The following is a 17,344-nucleotide window of genomic DNA, read 5'->3' as shown; positions in this document are numbered from 1 at the left end:
CCGTCCATTTACAGGAAGCTTTCGCTCTCGACCTGGCGCAACACCTCGTCGAGCGCCTGGCGGGCCTTGCGGATGGTGTTCGGGTCCTGCGTTTCCAGCGCGGCCTGGAAATTGGCCGTGTGCGCCGCCAGATACTGGCGCACGTCGCCCAGTGACTGTTCGTACAGGCGGTCGGCGCGCGTGACTAGGGTGCGGTTTTCCATCTGTTCGCGTGGGTGGATCTTCAGGTCGGCCAGTTCAAGAAAGCGCTGCTCGATCTGTTCCGGCGTCATCACGCCCGCGTTGTCGCTGATGATCATCTTGTGGCGTTCCTGCGTGGCCAGTACCGTTACTTCCGCTTCCAGCACGCCGCTGACGTCGTAGGTGAAGCGCACGTCGATGCCGATCTCGCCCGCCTTTTTTGCGGGTATCGGGAAGCTGATCTTGCCGAGAAAGACGTTGTCAGCCACCAGGCGCGACTCGCCCTGGAAGATCGCCACGTTGATTTCCTTCTGATTGTCGTAGATGGTGGTGATGTTTTCCGTGCGCGAGACGGGCACCACGGAGTTGCGCTCGATGATGGGCAGGTAATGCCCGCCTTCATACTGGTTTGCGCCGACCTGGCGCGAAATCGAAATGCCCAGCGAATACGGTGCCACATCCGTCATGACCACTTCGTCCAGGGCCGCATCGCGCATCTTGAGGCCAGCCTGCACGGCGGCACCGAGTGCCACGGCTTCGTCCGGGTCCAGGTGGATGGCGGGAAAGCGCCCGAACATGCGTGATACGAGCTTGCGCACCAGCGGCATGCGCGTGGCGCCGCCGGCCAGCACCACTTCATTCAATTCCGCCGCGCGGATGGTGGCGTCGCGCAGCGCCCGTTCCACGGGAAGGCGCAAACGCGCCAGCAGCGGTTCGCACAACTGCGCCAGCCTGTCTTCGCTGATTTCCCAGCTGTATTCCTTGTCCTCGTAGCGCGTGGCCATGCGCACGGATGGCTGCTCTGACAGCAGGCGCTTGACGCGCTCGGCTTCATCGCGCAGCAACTGCTGCTGGCGCGGGTCGAACAGGCGGCTGCCGGCCGCGTCGCGCAAGCCGCTGCCGTCCAAAAAGGCGTCGACCAGCACCGTGACGAAGTCTTCGCCGCCCAGAAAATTGTCGCCGGCAGAGGCGCGCACTTCCATCACGCCTTCGAACAGCTCCAGGATCGACACGTCAAACGTGCCGCCGCCCAGGTCGAAGACGAGGAATTTGCTTTCCTGTTCCTTGTCGCGGATGCCGTAGGCCAGCGCGGCGGCTGTCGGCTCGTTCAGCAGACGCTCCACGCGCAAGCCCGCCAGCTGGCCGGCGATGCGCGTGGCCTTGCGCTGCGCATCGCTGAAGTACGCGGGCACGGTGATGATGGCTTCCTCGACCTTGTGGCCCAGGAAGGCTTCGGCATCTTCCTTCAGCGCGCGCAGCACCATCGACGACAGCTCTTCCGGACGGAATTGCTGCGTGCCGAGGGTGATCTTCTTTTCACTGCCCATGTAGCGCTTGAAGACGGCGGCCGTCAGCTGCGGGTGCGTCTGCAGGCGCTCGCGCGCGGCGCGGCCAACCAGCACGGTGCCGTCGTCATCGATGCTCACGCACGACGGCGTCAGGTGTTCACCCAGCGCATTCGGGATGATGGAAGCCTTGCCGTCGCGCCAGATGGCGACCAGGCTGTTGGTGGTGCCCAGGTCGATGCCGATGATCATCAGATATCGGCCTCCGCCTCATTGCCGTGTTCCTCGATCCAGGCGCGCCGTCCTGCCGCTTCGCCTTTGCCCATCAACATGTTGAAGCGCGCGGCGGAAGTCATGTGGTCGATTTCGCCCAGAGTCACGGGGAGCAGGCGGCGCGTGTCCGGGTTCATCGTCGTTTCCCACAGTTGCTCGGCGTTCATCTCGCCCAGGCCCTTGAAGCGCGAGATCGACCAGGCGCCCTGTTTCACGCCCTCCTTGCGCAGCTTGTCCTCGATGGCGACCAGTTCGCCGTCATCGAGCGCATAGATTTTCTGCATCGGCTTCTTGCCGCGCGCTGGCGCATCGACCCGGTACAGGGGCGGGCGGGCGATGCAAATATGGCCCTTGTTGATCAGGGCCGGGAAGTGCTTGAAGAACAGGGTCAGCAGCAGTACCTGGATGTGCGAGCCGTCCACGTCCGCATCCGACAGGATGCAGATCTTGCCATAGCGCAGGCCGGACAGATCGGGCGTGTCGCCCACGCTGTGCGGATCGACGCCGATGGCCACCGCAATGTCGTGGATTTCGTTATTGGCAAACAGGCGGTCGCGGTCCGTCTCCCACGAGTTCAGGACCTTGCCGCGCAGGGGCAAAATCGCCTGGAATTCCTTGTCGCGGCCCATCTTGGCCGAACCGCCCGCCGAGTCACCCTCGACGAGGAACAGTTCATTGCGCGTGATGTCCGACGATTCGCAGTCCGTCAGCTTGCCCGGCAGGACGGCGACGCCCGAGGATTTTTTCTTTTCTACTTTTTGCAGTGAACGCTGGCGCGACTGCGCCTGCTTGATCACCAGATCGGCCAGCTTCTTGCCGTAGTCGACGTGCTGGTTCAGCCACAGTTCCAGTGGTGGTTTGGTGAAGGTCGAGACCAGGCGCACGGCGTCGCGCGAATTCAGGCGTTCCTTGATCTGGCCCTGAAATTGCGGGTCCAGCACTTTCGCCGACAGCACGAAGGAAGCGCGCGCAAACACGTCTTCCGGCAGCAGTTTCACGCCTTTCGGCAGCAGCGAGTGCATCTCGACGAAATTTTTCACGGCGCCGAACAGGCCGTCGCGCAAGCCCGATTCGTGCGTGCCGCCATTCGAGGTGGGAATCAGGTTGACATACGATTCGCGCACGATGGCGCCTTCTTCCGTCCACGCCACCACCCAGGCCGCGCCTTCGCCTTCGGCAAAGCCTTCCGAGTCCGGGCCCGCGTACTGCGCGCCTTCGAACAGGGGAATCAGGGTTTCGCCATTCGACACCTGCGCCAGCGATTCGGTCAGGTAGCCGCGCAAGCCTTCCGCGTACAGCCAGGTCTGCGTGTCGCCGGTTTTCGCGTTGGTCAGGGTGACGGTCACGCCCGGCAGCAGCACGGCTTTCGAGCGCAGCAAGCGCTGCAGCTCGGTTTGCGAGATGTTGGGCGAATCAAAATACTTCGCATCGGGCCAGGCCGTCACGCGCGTGCCCGACTTCTTGCCGTCGCGCGGAGCGGGGCGGGAACTCAAGGGTTCGATCACGTCGCCATTTGCGAACACCATGTGGTGCAAGCCGTTGCCGTCGCTTTCCTTGCGCCAGACGGTGATTTCCAGGCGCGTCGACAGCGCATTGGTGACGGACACGCCAACGCCGTGCAAGCCGCCCGAAAACGCGTAGGCGCCGCCCGAACCCTTGTCGAACTTGCCGCCCGCGTGCAGCCTTGTAAACACGATTTCCACCGTCGGCACGCCTTCTTCGGGGTGCAGTCCGACGGGAATACCGCGGCCATTGTCTTCTACGGTGATGCTGCCATCCGTGTTTTGCGTGACGGCGATATGCGTGCAGTGACCGCCCAGCGCCTCGTCGGAGGCATTGTCGATCACTTCCTGAATGATGTGCAGCGGATTTTCAGTGCGGGTGTACATCCCCGGGCGCTGCTTGACGGGTTCCAGTCCCTTCAGGACACGGATGGATGATTCGCTGTAGTCGGATGCTGGTTTTTTAGTGGCCATACGTGTTCAAGCTAAGTAAAGACAGTGGTTGGAACGCCAGGCCAGGGCACTGCAGGGCGCAGTGACAACGGCGGCGATAACTGTATGAATATACAGTATATCCCGTCCAGCGTCACTGGGAGAGGGCAGTGCGGCAGGCATGGCGTCCTTGTGCGGACGCTCGCGCATTCTATCTTGTCCAGCGAGCAATAGCGCTACTCCAGGGCAACAACAGTGCGCTGCGCGCGCGGTTTTGCGCCAATTGTGGACGATTTTATGCCCTAAAGCCCCCGTTTTTACATCTTGTTTACAGCTGACTCTCCAGTCTTTACGAATTTTTTAGACCCTTTTGGCTAATCTGCTCACTATCAAAACAAACCTGAATGAGGGTGGGAATGGATATCGTGTATCTCGGCTTGATTGCCGTTTTTTTCGTCGTGGTGGTCGGCTTTGCCGTCGCCTGCGACAAATTAGGGAGCGTCAAATGAACGCGTTTTATGTGCTGGGCGCCGTCGTGTCGGCTGGCCTGCTCGTGTACCTGCTGGTGGCACTGTTGAAGGCGGAGGAACTGTGATGACGACGCAATCGATACTGTTATTGGTGGCCTTCCTGGTTGTACTGCTGGCCGCCGGCTATCCGCTGGGCCTCTACATGGCCAAGGTGGCCGGCGATGGCCCCGTGCGTGGCCTGGGCTGGCTGCAAAAGCTAGAAAACCTGCTTTACCGCTGGTCCGGCCTGCCTGCCGACAAGGCCATGGGCTGGAAAAGCTATGCCATCGCCCTGATCGTCTTCAATACCGTGGGCGCCGTCTTCGTCTACGGCCTGCAGCGCCTGCAGGGCTTCTTGCCACTTAATCCACAGGGCCTGGGTGCCGTCAGCCCCGACTCCTCGTTCAATACCACCGTCAGCTTCGTCGCCAATACCAACTGGCAGGGCTACGGCGGCGAACAGACCATGAGCTACCTGACCCAGATGCTGGGCATGGCATGCCAGAACTTCTTTTCGGCGGCCACCGGTATCGCCGTGATCTTCGCGCTGGTGCGCGGTTTCGCCTCGCGCTCGGGTAAATCGATCGGCAACTTCTGGGTCGACCTGGTGCGCTCCACCCTGTACATCCTGCTGCCGCTGTCGCTGGCCTTGTCCGTCGTCTTCATGGGCGAAGGCATGATCCAGAACTTTTCCGCCTACAAGGAAGTGACGCTGCTCGACCAGGTGGCGTATGAAACGCCGAAAATGACGGCCGATGGTCAGCCCGTGGTGGATGCCGCCGGTAAGCCCGTAATGGAAGCACAAGTGGCGACCACGCAGACGATCGCCATGGGCCCCGTCGCGTCGCAGGAATCGATCAAGCTGCTGGGCACGAATGGCGGCGGCTTCTTCAATGCCAATTCCTCGCATCCGTATGAAAATCCGACCGTGCTGTCGAACTTCCTGCAGATGCTGGCCATCTTCATCATTCCCGCCGGCCTGTGCTTCACGTTCGGCAGCATGGTGGGCGACCTGCGCCAGGGCTGGGCCGTGCTGGCCGCCATGACCCTGATCTTTGTCGTCATGACAGCCGGCGTGATGAGCGCCGAGCAGCAAGCCAATCCCGCTTTGCAGGTCTTGGGCGTGGACCAGCAGGCCAGCAGCCTGCAATCGGGCGGCAATATGGAAGGCAAGGAGACGCGCTTCGGCATCAGCTCCTCGACTCTGTTCGCGGCGGTGACGACGGCGGCATCGTGCGGCGCAGTCAATTCCATGCACGACTCCTACATGCCCCTGGGCGGCATGGTGCCGCTGCTGCTGATGCAATTCGGCGAAGTGATTTTCGGCGGCGTGGGCACGGGCCTGTACGGCATGCTGATGTTCGCCATCCTGGCCGTCTTCATCGCCGGTCTGATGATAGGCCGCACGCCTGAATACCTGGGCAAGAAAATCCAGGCCTATGAAATGAAGATGGTGTCGCTGGCCATCCTGGTCACGCCAGCCCTGGTATTGACGGGCACGGCGATCGCCGTGATGGTCGAACCGGGCAAGATCGGCGTGGCCAATCCCGGCGCGCACGGCTTCTCGGAGATTCTGTACGCCTTCACGTCGGCGGCAAACAATAACGGCAGCGCGTTTGCCGGGCTGTCCGCCAACACGCCGTTCTACAACGTGATGCTGGCGATCGCCATGTGGTTCGGCCGTTTCGGCGTGATCGTACCTGTGCTGGCAGTGGCCGGTTCGCTGGCGGCCAAGCAGCGCCTGTCGGCCAATGCCGGCACCATGCCTACGCACGGCCCCATGTTCATCGGCCTGCTGATCGGCGTGGTGGTGCTGGTCGGCGTGCTCAATTACGTTCCCGCGCTGGCCCTGGGCCCGATCGTCGAACACCTGCAACTTTTTACAAAATAAGAGGCTACCATGTCACGCACAAGCCTGACCTTGTTCGATTCCGCATTGATTGGCCCTGCCATCGTCGATGCGTTCAAAAAACTTGACCCCCGCACGCAGTGGCGCAGCCCCGTGATGTTCGTCGTCTACGTGGGCAGCATCATCACGACCCTGCTGGCCATCCAGGCCCTGAACGGCCAGGGTGAAGCGCCGTTCGGCTTCATTGTCGCCGTCGCCGTGTGGCTGTGGTTTACCGTGCTGTTCGCGAACTTCGCCGAAGCGCTCGCCGAAGGCCGCAGCAAGGCCCAGGCGGCCTCGTTGCGCGCCCTGAAGCAAACGGTGATGGCAAAGAAAATGCAAACGCCGAAGTACGGCACCTCCTGGCTGCCCACGCCGGCAACCGACCTGCGCAAGGGCATGACGGTGCTGGTCGAGGCGGGTGACGTCATTCCCGCCGACGGCGAAGTGACGGCCGGCGTGGCCTCCGTCGACGAGAGCGCCATCACGGGCGAATCGGCACCTGTGATCCGCGAATCGGGCGGCGATTTCTCCGCCGTCACGGGCGGCACCCGCGTGCTGTCGGACTGGCTGCTGGTGCGCGTTTCCGTCAACCCAGGCGAAGCTTTCATCGACCGCATGATCGCCATGGTCGAAGGCGCCAAGCGCCAGAAGACGCCGAATGAAATCGCCCTGACGATCCTGCTTGTGGCTCTGTCGATCGTCTTCCTGATCGTCACTGTGACCTTGCTGCCGTATTCGCTGTTTTCCGTGGCGGCAGCCGGCAGTGGCACGCCCGTTACCATCACCGTGCTGATCGCGCTGCTGGTGTGCCTGATTCCGACCACCATCGGCGGCCTGCTGTCGGCCATCGGCGTGGCTGGCATGAGCCGCATGATGCAAGCCAATGTGATTGCCACCTCGGGCCGCGCAGTGGAAGCGGCGGGCGACGTGGACGTGCTGCTGCTCGATAAAACGGGCACCATCACCCTGGGCAACCGCCAGGCGTCAAGCTTTGTGCCTGCTCCCGGCGTGACGGAGCAGCAGCTGGCCGACGCGGCGCAATTGGCATCGCTGGCCGATGAAACGCCGGAAGGGCGCAGCATCGTCGTGCTGGCCAAGCAGAAGTTCAACATCCGCGAACGCGAGATGGCCAGCTTGCACGCCACCTTCGTGCCCTTCACGGCGCAAACGCGCATGAGCGGTGTGGACATCCCTGGCGAACAGCAGGTGCGCCAGCTGCGCAAGGGTGCGGCCGATTCCATGAAAAAGTATGTGGAAGCGCTGGGCGAGCCGTATCCGGCCGAGGTGGCGCGCGCCGTCGACGATATCGCGCGCCGCGGCAGCACGCCGCTGGTCGTGGTCGACGATGGCCGCGTCATGGGCGTCGTGGAACTGAAGGACATCGTCAAGGGTGGCATCAAGGAGCGTTTTGCGGAACTGCGCCGCATGGGCATCAAGACCGTCATGATCACGGGCGACAACAAGCTGACGGCTGCGGCCATCGCAGCCGAGGCTGGCGTGGACGATTTTCTCGCCGAAGCGACACCGGAAGACAAGCTCAAGCTGATTCGCAGCTACCAGTCCGAAGGCCGCCTGGTGGCCATGACGGGCGACGGCACCAATGATGCCCCGGCGCTGGCGCAGGCCGACGTGGCCGTAGCCATGAACTCGGGCACGCAGGCGGCAAAAGAGGCTGGCAATATGGTCGACCTGGATTCGAACCCGACCAAGCTGCTGGAAATCGTTGAAATCGGCAAGCAGATGCTGATGACGCGCGGTTCGCTGACGACGTTCTCGATTTCGAACGACATCGCCAAGTACTTCGCCATCATCCCGGCCGCCTTCGTAGGCACCTATCCGCAGTTGAAGGCGCTCGACATCATGCACCTGGCCAGCCCCGTCTCGGCCATCATGTCGGCTGTGATCTTCAATGCACTGATCATCGTCGTGCTGATCCCGCTGGCCCTGAAGGGCGTGCAATACCGGGCCATCGGCGCGGCCAGCCTGTTGCGTCGCAATCTGCTGATCTACGGCCTGGGCGGCATCATCCTGCCCTTCATCGGGATCAAGTTGATCGACATGCTGCTGTCCGCACTCAATTTAGTCTAAAGGAACCATCATGAGCACTATCGTACGTCCCGCCCTGGTCCTGTTTGCCGCACTGACCGTGATTTGCGGTGTCGTCTATCCGTTTGCCACGGCCGGCATCGGGCAGCTGGCCTTCAACGATGAAGTCAATGGCAGCATCGTCGAGCGTGGTGGCAAGCCCGTCGGTTCGATGCTGATCGGCCAGTCCTTCACCTCGCCCAAGTATTTCTGGGGCCGTCCATCGGCCACCGCGCCGATGGCCAACAACGGTGCCGGTTCGAGCGGCTCGAACCAGGGACCGACCAATCCGGCCCTGGTGGACGCCGTCAAGGCGCGCATCGCCGCGCTGAAGGAAGCTGATCCAGGCAACACGCGCGCCATTCCCGTCGACCTGGTGACGGCATCGAGCAGCGGCCTGGACCCGGAAATCAGCCTGGCGGCAGCCTTGTACCAGGCGCCGCGTGTGGCCCGCGTACGCGCAGTGCCGCTGGCGCAGGTGGAAAACGCCATCGCCAAGGTACAGAAAACCGCGTATATCGGCTTTTTCGGCGAACCACGGGTGAATGTGCTGGAACTGAATCTGGCGCTCGATGCGGCCGCGAAGTAAGATGATGCAGGGGCAGAGCCGCCGGTTTTGCCCCTGGTTTTGAAATTAAAAGATACCCATGCTCCCCAACGACAGCCAACGCCCCGACCCTGATGCCCTGCTGGCGCAAGTGCAGGCACAGGAAAAGAAAGCCGCGCGCGGCCGGCTGCGCATTTACTTCGGCGCATCGGCCGGCGTCGGCAAGACCTATGCGATGCTGGCCGCCGCCCGCAAACTGCTGGCCGATGGCCAGGATCTGCTGGTGGGCGTGGTGGAGACGCATGGGCGCCAGGATACGGCCGCCCAGCTTGACGGTTTGCCCGTACTCCCCTTGAAGGCGATCGAATACCGGGGCAAGACCCTTTTCGAGTTCGACCTGGACGAGGCCCTGCGCCGCGCGCCGTCGCTGATATTGATGGATGAACTGGCCCATTCGAACGTGGCCGGTTCGCGTCATCCGAAGCGCTGGCAGGATGTCGAGGAGTTGCTTGCGGCCGGCATCGACGTGCTGTCGACCGTGAATGTGCAGCACCTGGAAAGCCTCAACGATGTGGTGGGCGGGATCACGGGCGTGCGCGTGGCAGAAACCCTGCCTGACACAGTGTTCGACCGCGCCGATGAAGTGGTGCTGGTCGATATTCCGGCTGATGAATTGCTGCGCCGCCTGAAGCAGGGCAAGGTATACCAGCCGCAGCAGGCCGAGCGGGCATCCCAGCATTTTTTCCGCAAGGGTAACCTGATCGCCCTGCGCGAACTGGCCTTGCGCCGCACGGCGGACCGGGTGCAGGACGACGTGCAGGCTTACCGCGTCGAGAAATCCATCAATTCCGTTTGGAAGACGGGCGCCGCGCTGCTCGCCTGCGTGGGGCCGCACGCGGGTGGCGAACACGTTATCCGCAGCACGGCGCGCCTGGCCAGCCAGCTGAATGCCGAATGGCACGCGCTGTACGTGGAAACGCCGCGCCTGCAGCGTCTGCCGGCGCGCGAACGCGAACGCATCCTGAAAACGCTGAAACTGGCGCAGGACCTGGGCGCACGCACGGCCATTGTGCCGTCCGCCGACATCGCCGGCGCCGTGGTCGAGTATGCGCGCAGCGCGAATATATCGAAAGTCATCGTAGGCCGTGGCCGCGCCGGTGCGCTGGCGCGCTTGTGGCATGCGCCGCCCGCCGTGCGCATGGCCACTTTGGCACCCGATATCGATTTGATCGAAGTAGGCTTGCCGCCAGCGGATGCGGCGCCCCGGCGCGCGCCGGGCGAGGATGCGGAGGCGACGCGCAGGCCATCGCGCCATTGGCGCTACATACTGGCCGCCGGCGCCAGCCTGGGCACGGCCCTGGCCTCGGTCCCCCTGCAACCCTACCTGGACCTGGCCAATATCGCCATGCTGTCGCTGCTGACGGTGGTGCTGGTGGCCGTGCGCCTGGGGCGCGGGCCGGCGGCGCTGGCCAGCCTGGTGGGCGTGGCCTGCTTCGATTTCATTTTCGTGCCGCCCCGCTTCTCGTTTGCCGTGGGCGATTTTCAGTATGTGATCACCTTTGGGGTGATGCTGGCCGTGGGCCTGATCACAGGCCACCTGACGGCCGGCCTGCGCTTCCAGGCACGCGTTGCATCGCACCGCGAAGCGCGCGCCCGCGCCCTGTACGAGTTTTCGCGGGAATTGTCCGGCGTGCTGCAGACGGAGCAGATTTTCGATATCACGAAAAGCGCCATCGAGCGGGCTTTCCGCGCACGCGCCTCCTTGCTCCTGCCTGATGACGAGGGCAGCCTGCAGACCCCGAACGGAAGCGAGGCGCTGGACATGGGCATCGCGCAGTGGGCCTTCGACCATGCGCAGGCAGCTGGCACGGGTACCGATACCTTGCCTGCTTCCCCCATTTTCTACCTGCCGCTGATCGCGCCGATGCGCACGCGGGGCGTGCTGGCGCTGTTGCCGCTGGAGGCTGCCCAGCACGGGCGCTGGCTGCTGGTACCGGAGCAGCGCCAGCACCTCGATACCTTTGCCGCCCTGGCGGCCATCGCCCTCGAGCGCGTGCATTACATCGACGTGGCCCAGGGTGCGCTGCTGCAGATGGAGTCCGAGCGCCTGCGCAACTCTCTGCTGGCGGCACTGTCGCACGACTTGCGCACGCCATTGACGTCGCTGGTGGGGCTGGCCGAATCGTTGGCCCTGTCCAGGCCGGCGTTGTCACCTGCGCAGCTGGACATGGCGCGCTCGCTGCAGTCCGAAACCGTGCGCATGAGCGCCCTGGTGGCGAACTTGCTGGACATGGCGCGCATCGAAAGCGGACAGGTGCGCCTGAACCTGCAATGGCAGGCGCTGGAAGAAGTGGTGGGCAGCGCGCTGCGCGCCAGCGGCCCGCAATTGCTGCAACATGCCGTGCAGACGCAGCTGGCGCCGGATTTGCCGCTGGTGCGCTACGACGCCGTGCTGATCGAGCGCGTGCTGTGCAACCTGCTGGAAAACGCGGCCAAGTACACGCCGCCCGGCAGCACCATCACGGTCGCGGCCGGGGTGCACGGCCAGTTCCTGCAGGTGAGGGTGTTTGACGATGGCCCGGGCCTGCCGCCTGGCCGCGAAGAAGCCATCTTTGAAAAATTCACGCGCGGCGAGCGCGAATCGAACAAGCCGGGCGTCGGACTGGGGCTGGCCATCTGCCGCGCCATCGTCGAAGCCCACGGTGGCACCATCCACGCGCAGCCGCACGCGCCGGGACAGGGCGCTGCCATCGTGTTCAGCCTGCCGCTGGGCACGCCCCCTGCGCCGCCAGAGATAGAACTCGATGACGCCAACGACTATGAAACAGGAAAACCATCATGAACGAACCTTCCGCCACCGCCTTGCTGGTTGAGGATGAGCCGCAAATCCGCCGCTTCGTGCGTGCCGCGCTGGAGGACGAGGGCTGGCAGATTTTCGAGTCCGCCACCATGCAGCGGGGTCTGATCGATGCCGGCACTCGCCGGCCCGACATGATCGTGCTGGACCTGGGCCTGCCCGACGGCGACGGCATCGACTTCATCGCTGACATCCGCAAATGGTCGGCCGTGCCCATCATCGTGCTTTCGGCGCGGGTCGACGAAGAGGACAAGATACGCGCGCTGGACGCGGGCGCCGACGATTACCTGACCAAGCCGTTCGGCGTTGGCGAGCTGCTGGCCCGCGTGCGCGCCACCTTGCGCCGTCAGCGCCAGCCTGCCGCCAGCGACGATGGCGTGGTGCAGTTCGGCGACGTGCGGGTCGACTTGAAGGACCGGCTGGTGACGCGCAACAAGCAGCTGGTGCACATGACGCCAACGGAATTCCGCTTGCTGTCGGTACTCGTGAAGAACGCGGGCAGGGTGGTCACCAATCCGCAACTGCTGCGCGAAGTGTGGGGGCCATCGAATAGCGAAAACGGTCACTACCTGCGTATCTACATGGGGCATCTGCGCCAGAAGCTGGAAGCCGACCCGGCCCAGCCGCAGTACCTGCTGACGGAAACGGCTGTCGGCTACCGCTTGCTGCTGCCGCTCTAACAACTGTTAATCCCCTGTTGGAAAACGGGCGCCGCGCGCGCCGGGGGGACGCTTTACCCATTGTTTTGCAGCGGCGGGCCAGCTGCGCCATGTTGGCAAAGGCCCATACCACCCATGAAGAAGAAAAAACCATGAATAAAATGCTACTTGCACTTGCCGTCGCCACCGCCTTTACGGGCAGCCTGGCCCATGCGGAAGAGGCCAAGCCCGATAATGAAGTCAGCTTCAACGTGGCCGGCGTGTCCGACTACCGTTATCGCGGCATTTCGCAGACGCGCTTGAAACCCGCGCTGCAGGGCGGCGTCGACTACGTCAACAACCCCACCGGCCTGTATGCGGGCGCCTGGGCCTCCACCATCAAGTGGACCAAGGATGCGGGCGGCAGTGGCGACGTGGAAGTGGATCTGTATGCGGGCAAGCGCGGCCAGTTGACGGCCGATATCGGCTATGACGTGGGCGTGCTCGCGTATGTGTATGCGGACAATGGCTTGAAGGGTATCGCTGGCCTGGCCGACGCGGATACGCAGGAAGTCTACGGCCAGCTGTCGTATGGTCCCGCCTATATCAAGTATTCGCACGCCGTCTCCAACCTGTTCGGTATCGTCAACAGCAAGAACAGCGGCTACCTGGACATTGGCGCGAATATCGACCTGACGAACGGCTGGACCGGCACCCTGCACGCTGGCCACCAGAAGGTCAAAAACAATGATGCGTCGAGCTACACGGACTGGAAAGTGGGCGTCACTCGCGATTTCGGCATCGTGACAGGCGCGCTGGCCGTGATCGGTACGAACGCGGGCAAGTCGGCCTATGCGTCGCCGGTGAATGGCAAATTCATGGGCAAGACAGCGCTGCAACTGACGGTCAGCAAAACGTTTTAATTGACGGAGATAAAAGGAGAGGCGGCGCATGCGCCGCCTTTTTTTTTGCATGCCGAGCTAGGCTGGCAGGTTAAAGACGGCGCAATACAGCTGTCCCAGGCTGACCACGCGGGAGGCGGGAATCTGTGCGGCCAGGGCATGGGCGGGGGCCGCTTGCGTGTCCGTCGCCAGCAGGACGCGCAGGTCAGGATTGACGCTGCGCGCGTGCGCGATGCGGCGCGCCAGGCAAGCCTGCGCGGCGCCGTCCACGACACCGTCCAGCGGCACCACCAGCACGCGCGCGGCGATCAGGGCCGAGCGGCTGCCCATGGAGTCGCGGCCTTCGCTGTCAATGACGATGTCATGGTAGCAGTTCACCAGGTGTTCCAGCTCCGGCTGCAGGCCCTTGGCGCTGATGGCACGCGCCATCAGGCTTGGCCGCGTCATGCTGCCGTGCTTGGCCCCGTCGTGCATATTCCTGGCCTGCTCCATGGCTCCCTGGCGTGGATCGGCATCGAGCAGCAATACCTTGCGTCCGGCCAGCGCGCGCGAGGCGGCCAGCCGCCCGGCCAGGATGGATTTCTCCATCCCCCCGCGCTCATCCGTGATGGCGATGATCATCTTGGCGCACGGCTGGCATCAGGTTGGCGGCGGAGATCAGTTGCAGCAAACAGCCTTCGCGTGGCGCGTCCCTGTCGCCGGCTGTCCATACGGGCAGTGCCATCAGTGGTTCGAGTGCTTCGGCCAGCTTGTGCTTGCCGGCCGAAGACATCGGCGTCATCGGCAGTCGCAGCTCGTCGCGTACCTTGCCCTGCATGGCCAACGCCGCCTTCACTGGGCCAGGATTGGGTTCGGCAAACAGCAGGCGGATGACGGGCAGCATGACCTTGAACAGGGCGCCGGCGGCGCCGTGGCGGCCCTGCTTGACCAGGTGGTACAGCTGCGCATACAGGTCGGGGCGTATCTGGGCGGCGGCCGACATGGCGCCATGGCCGCCCATGGAGAGGCTGGCCAGCAGCAGCGCATCGTCGCCGCACAGCACGTCCAGGCGCGTGTCGAGCAGCAGTTCGCCCAGTTGTTGCAGCTTGCCACCCGCTTCCTTGATGGCGACGAAGTGCGAGTCGCACGCCAGCAGCGCCGCCGTCTGCGGTTCGATATTGACCCCCGTGCGGGCAGGAACGTTGTACAGCACGATGGACTGGTCGGTGGCGGCGGCGATGGCCTGGAAGTGGCGCACGATGCCGTCCTGCGAAGGGCGTACATATGACGGTGCCGAGACCAGCAGACCGGCCAGCGGATGGTCGTGATAGCGCTGCACCGTGGCGACGACGCCGCGCGTATCGCTGCCACCCACGCCCATTACGACGGGGAAGCGGGGACCGATGGCTTCGAGTACGCTTTCGAGCAGCATGGTTTGCTCCGTGGCGCTCAGCATGGCCGCTTCGCCCGTGGTGCCGCATACCACCAGGCCATCGATGCCACTGGCGGCCAGTTCGCTGGCCAGCTGCTGGGCGGCGTCGAAGTCGATTTCGCCATCGCCATCACGGAATGGCGTGACCATCGGCACCCAGATGCCCTGGAAATGCGCGGTAATGCGCGATGAAGACATCGCCTGCTCGCAGGAGTACTGGTTCATGACGATTTCCCCTGGCTGATGCGGCCAAATTCCGCCGCCGGCAGCAGGCGCATGACGGCATCCATGGTCAGGCGCAGGGCCGGCTCCGTCACGCACAGCCATACCTTCATGCGTTCGGCGTGGTCGACCGCCTCGACGCGCATGAACGACAGCATGCCGCCGCACGTCTTGACGACCAGCTGGCGCAGCTCGGCCAAGCAGGACTTGTCGACCGTGATATGCATGAGGAAAGTGGGCAGGCGGGGGTGGCGGTGGGGCAGTGCTTGATGTGCTTGATGCGTTTGCAGGCGTGAATGGGGTTCCATGGTGGCTTTGCAGCGGTGGTTGAGGTACGTTCAAGATTAGCAGCGGGGGCGTAAAGATTCTCTAAAAAGCGAGGCCGCCCGCGTAAACGGGCTGTATGCGCTGTGCCGCGGAATTGTTGCGTGGATGCGCCGCACATGTGCTTTTGTTACAAAATTGAATCGTGCTTTGGGAGGCAGGGGTTTATATTGAAAACGTCTCCGCTTTCAGTCAGCCTTGCCATGTCAGACGAAAAAGATCCCCAGCATTCCCCTTCCCCCGATCCAGCGCCGCCGGCGCGACCCGACCGGGTCGGCAGGGCACCCGATGATGAGCACCGTGCGCGCGATGCGGCGCCCCGCTACCTGAAGGATAACGACACGCCGCTGGCGCTGGCTTGGCGGGTGATCTCGTCGCGCTACCGCTCGATGCGCGACAAGGCCAGCCGCGATTTCATGCGGCGCACTCTGCGCATCGGCATCTCGGCACGCATTTTCCACCCGGAGCCGGGCGCCACTGGCCTGCGCAGCAAGAACCTGCAATACCTGGAAGAGTCGATCGCCCAATGGGTCATGTCGCGCGACGTGCTGGTGTTCATGATCCCGACGGTCAATACCAGTGGCCAGCTACACCCGAGCAATATCACCTTGCGCCACTATGCGCGCCACCTGGACGGCCTGGTGCTGCAGGGCGGCGCCGACGTCTCGCCGCAGACCTATTCCGAGGCGGCCACACGGCCCGAATGGAGCGGCGACCGCGCGCGCGACCTGTACGAACTGGAACTGCTGCACGAATTCGTCGATGCCGGCAAGCCCGTGCTGGGCATATGCCGCGGCTGCCAACTCATCAATGTGGGCTTTGGCGGCACCCTGTACCAGGATATCGCCTCGGACGTGGATGGCGCGACCTCCCACGTCAACGACCTGTATGACCGCCACCGCCACACCATCGTCTTCCCGAAAGGCTCGTCCCTGGCGGGCCTGTTCCCGAAGACGGGCGAGGCGCTCGTCAATTCCATTCACCACCAGTCGGTCAAGGACCTGGGGCGCGATATCACCGTGGAAGCGTATTCTCAAGGGGACAATATCGTCGAAGCCATCCGCTACCAGCGGGCGCGCTTCGTCATGGGCTTGCAGTGGCACCCGGAATTTCATTCGGCGGGCGGCGTCGAGTTGCTCGACTGCACGCCCATCCTCGATAACTTCTTGCGCGCGGCGCGGGAAACGCGGTTTTGAGCGCGCACTTTAGGCGCCGGCGCACCTTGCTGGGCGGCCTGCTGGCGCTGCCCCTGGCCGGCTTGCGCGCCGCGCCGCACCCGCGTGATAGCGCGCCGCCGTTTGCGCTGATGTCCGCGGCGCGCACCCGCACGCTCAAGGCGCGGGTGGCGCCGGCCGTTGCCGAACAGGTGCTCAAGGCGGCGCGCAAGGATGCAGCACGGCCCGTGCACCTGATGGCCGAAGTGCGCACGGGCGGCTTGCTGAAGGGCGAGGGCGGGCGCGAGACCAGCCAGCAGGCGCAGGAAGACTGGCGTCAGGCACGCTTGCAGGCGCTGGCCTGGAGACTGTCGGGCGAGATGGCGCATTTCGAGGCAGCGCGCCAGCTGTTGCTGACCTGGAGCGGTTCTTATCAGCCATCGTTCAGCCCTGTCGATGAGACGGAGCTGGCCAGCCTGTTGATGGGCTTTGACCTGGTACAGGAGCGTTTGAGCGGCGTCGAGCGCGAGCAGGTGCACGTGTTCTGCCGCACCCTGGCGCAGGGGTATCTGAGTGATCCCATCAAGGTGGGCGGTCCGTCCACGGCGCGCAACAACTGGCATAGCCACCGCATCAAGATCGGCACGGCCGCCGCGTATGTCACGGGCGAGGCCTTGCTGATTGCGCGCGCGAAGGAGCGCTTCCTGGCGCACGTGCCGCGCAATATCGGCGCAGGCGGCGTGCCCTTCGACTTCGAGCAGCGCGACGCCCTGCATTACACCACCTACAGCCTGGAGCCGCTGCTGACGACAGCCCTGATGGCGCAGGCGCATGGCGATGACTGGTATGACGCGCCGGAAGCGCGGCGCCTGGCCGAGGCGCTGGCCTGGCTGGCGCCGTATGCGCAGGGCAGAAAGACGCACGAGGAATTCGCGAAGAGCGCTGTGCCCTTCGACCGCAAGCGCGTGGCGGCCGGTGAAAAGGGCTTTACGGGGAATTGGGAGCCGAAGGGCGCCGCCAATGTGTACCTGCTGGCGGCGCGCTTCGATCCCGCTTACCTGCCGTTGGCGCTGGAATTGCGCCCGCCAGCCTGGGCGCTGGCGCTGTACGGTGCTTAGTGAGAACTTCGCG

14 protein-coding genes are annotated in these 17,344 nt (G+C 63.9%); 9 read left to right on the top strand and 5 right to left on the bottom strand.

Annotation, left to right across the window (positions count from 1 at the left end):
- Window positions 1-8: 8 nt before the first annotated feature.
- A complete protein-coding gene (locus CLU92_RS16760) occupies window positions 9-1,718 on the bottom strand; it encodes a molecular chaperone HscC (RefSeq protein WP_101482814.1) in 1,710 nt (569 codons plus the stop codon).
- Complete coding sequence (locus tag CLU92_RS16755) at window positions 1,718-3,715, bottom strand: DNA topoisomerase IV subunit B (RefSeq protein ID WP_101482813.1); 1,998 nt, start codon at window positions 3,713-3,715, stop codon at window positions 1,718-1,720. Before CLU92_RS16755 ends, CLU92_RS16760 begins: the two co-directional genes overlap by 1 nt.
- 463 nt (window positions 3,716-4,178) lie before the next feature.
- Here CLU92_RS16755 and kdpF point away from each other — a divergent pair, with 463 nt between their 5' ends.
- The 7 genes from kdpF to CLU92_RS16720 all read left to right on the top strand — a co-directional run bounded on the left by kdpF (window position 4,179) and on the right by CLU92_RS16720 (window position 13,123).
- Window positions 4,179-4,268 (top strand): K(+)-transporting ATPase subunit F, encoded by a 90-nt coding sequence (kdpF, locus tag CLU92_RS16750; RefSeq protein WP_034746483.1) that lies wholly within the window; start codon window positions 4,179-4,181, stop codon window positions 4,266-4,268.
- The gene (kdpA, locus tag CLU92_RS16745; RefSeq protein ID WP_101482812.1) at window positions 4,268-6,073 is read left to right on the top strand and encodes a potassium-transporting ATPase subunit KdpA; all 1,806 of its coding nucleotides are present in this window, start codon (window positions 4,268-4,270) and stop codon (window positions 6,071-6,073) included. The genes kdpF and kdpA overlap by 1 nt, the downstream gene beginning before the upstream one ends.
- Before the next feature lie 9 nt (window positions 6,074-6,082).
- Entirely contained in the window at window positions 6,083-8,161 is a 2,079-nt protein-coding gene (gene kdpB / locus CLU92_RS16740; RefSeq protein ID WP_101482811.1) for a potassium-transporting ATPase subunit KdpB, read from the top strand.
- Between the two features lie 10 nt (window positions 8,162-8,171).
- The gene (gene kdpC / locus CLU92_RS16735; protein ID WP_101482810.1) at window positions 8,172-8,747 is read left to right on the top strand and encodes a potassium-transporting ATPase subunit KdpC; all 576 of its coding nucleotides are present in this window, start codon (window positions 8,172-8,174) and stop codon (window positions 8,745-8,747) included.
- A gap of 58 nt (window positions 8,748-8,805) precedes the next feature.
- Window positions 8,806-11,547, top strand: a complete 2,742-nt coding sequence (locus CLU92_RS16730; RefSeq protein WP_101482809.1) for a DUF4118 domain-containing protein — start codon at window positions 8,806-8,808, stop codon at window positions 11,545-11,547.
- Entirely contained in the window at window positions 11,544-12,242 is a 699-nt protein-coding gene (gene kdpE, locus CLU92_RS16725) for a two-component system response regulator KdpE (protein ID WP_010401402.1), read from the top strand. The genes CLU92_RS16730 and kdpE overlap by 4 nt, the downstream gene beginning before the upstream one ends.
- Window positions 12,243-12,373: 131 nt before the next feature.
- Window positions 12,374-13,123: a TorF family putative porin gene (locus CLU92_RS16720; protein ID WP_101484729.1), complete on the top strand. Its 750-nt coding sequence runs from the start codon at window positions 12,374-12,376 to the stop codon at window positions 13,121-13,123.
- Window positions 13,124-13,180: 57 nt separating this feature from the next.
- On the opposite strand, the gene CLU92_RS16715 is transcribed toward CLU92_RS16720, so the two are convergent.
- The 3 genes from CLU92_RS16715 to CLU92_RS16705 are packed head-to-tail and all read right to left on the bottom strand — an operon-like array spanning window position 13,181 to window position 15,043.
- The gene (locus tag CLU92_RS16715) at window positions 13,181-13,723 is read right to left on the bottom strand and encodes a ParA family protein (RefSeq protein WP_101482808.1); all 543 of its coding nucleotides are present in this window, start codon (window positions 13,721-13,723) and stop codon (window positions 13,181-13,183) included.
- Entirely contained in the window at window positions 13,701-14,738 is a 1,038-nt protein-coding gene (dapA, locus tag CLU92_RS16710) for a 4-hydroxy-tetrahydrodipicolinate synthase (protein ID WP_101482807.1), read from the bottom strand. Before dapA ends, CLU92_RS16715 begins: the two co-directional genes overlap by 23 nt.
- On the bottom strand, window positions 14,735-15,043 hold the full coding sequence (locus tag CLU92_RS16705; RefSeq protein WP_243857931.1) for a hypothetical protein: 309 nt from the start codon (window positions 15,041-15,043) through the stop codon (window positions 14,735-14,737). Before CLU92_RS16705 ends, dapA begins: the two co-directional genes overlap by 4 nt.
- Before the next feature lie 219 nt (window positions 15,044-15,262).
- On the opposite strand from CLU92_RS16705, the gene CLU92_RS16700 reads away from it, so the two are divergent.
- Together CLU92_RS16700 and CLU92_RS16695 are read left to right on the top strand one after the other, a co-directional pair.
- Window positions 15,263-16,255 carry a gamma-glutamyl-gamma-aminobutyrate hydrolase family protein gene (locus CLU92_RS16700; RefSeq protein WP_101482806.1) on the top strand — a complete coding sequence of 331 codons (993 nt, stop codon included), beginning with the start codon at window positions 15,263-15,265 and terminating at the stop codon, window positions 16,253-16,255.
- Complete coding sequence (locus CLU92_RS16695) at window positions 16,252-17,331, top strand: alginate lyase family protein (protein WP_143452613.1); 1,080 nt, start codon at window positions 16,252-16,254, stop codon at window positions 17,329-17,331. Before CLU92_RS16700 ends, CLU92_RS16695 begins: the two co-directional genes overlap by 4 nt.
- Window positions 17,332-17,344 lie beyond the last annotated feature (13 nt).

The organism is Janthinobacterium sp. 61 (assembly GCF_002846335.1).
GTDB lineage: Bacteria > Pseudomonadota > Gammaproteobacteria > Burkholderiales > Burkholderiaceae_D > Janthinobacterium.
Note: the sequence above shows the minus strand (reverse complement) of the source record. Positions and strands in the feature narration are given on the sequence as shown.

Bases quoted from the DNA above. Each gene is read 5' to 3' on its own strand.
- CLU92_RS16760 (WP_101482814.1), bottom strand. From the start codon at position 1,718: ATGATCATCGGCATCGACCTGGGCACCACCAACAGCCTGGTCGCCATC.
- CLU92_RS16755 (WP_101482813.1), bottom strand. From the start codon at position 3,715: ATGGCCACTAAAAAACCAGCATCCGACTACAGCGAATCATCCATCCGT.
- kdpF (WP_034746483.1), top strand. From the start codon at position 4,179: ATGAACGCGTTTTATGTGCTGGGCGCCGTCGTGTCGGCTGGCCTGCTC.
- kdpA (WP_101482812.1), top strand. From the start codon at position 4,268: ATGACGACGCAATCGATACTGTTATTGGTGGCCTTCCTGGTTGTACTG.
- kdpB (WP_101482811.1), top strand. From the start codon at position 6,083: ATGTCACGCACAAGCCTGACCTTGTTCGATTCCGCATTGATTGGCCCT.
- kdpC (WP_101482810.1), top strand. From the start codon at position 8,172: ATGAGCACTATCGTACGTCCCGCCCTGGTCCTGTTTGCCGCACTGACC.
- CLU92_RS16730 (WP_101482809.1), top strand. From the start codon at position 8,806: ATGCTCCCCAACGACAGCCAACGCCCCGACCCTGATGCCCTGCTGGCG.
- kdpE (WP_010401402.1), top strand. From the start codon at position 11,544: ATGAACGAACCTTCCGCCACCGCCTTGCTGGTTGAGGATGAGCCGCAA.
- CLU92_RS16720 (WP_101484729.1), top strand. From the start codon at position 12,374: ATGAATAAAATGCTACTTGCACTTGCCGTCGCCACCGCCTTTACGGGC.
- CLU92_RS16715 (WP_101482808.1), bottom strand. From the start codon at position 13,723: ATGATCATCGCCATCACGGATGAGCGCGGGGGGATGGAGAAATCCATC.
- dapA (WP_101482807.1), bottom strand. From the start codon at position 14,738: ATGAACCAGTACTCCTGCGAGCAGGCGATGTCTTCATCGCGCATTACC.
- CLU92_RS16705 (WP_243857931.1), bottom strand. From the start codon at position 15,043: ATGGAACCCCATTCACGCCTGCAAACGCATCAAGCACATCAAGCACTG.
- CLU92_RS16700 (WP_101482806.1), top strand. From the start codon at position 15,263: ATGTCAGACGAAAAAGATCCCCAGCATTCCCCTTCCCCCGATCCAGCG.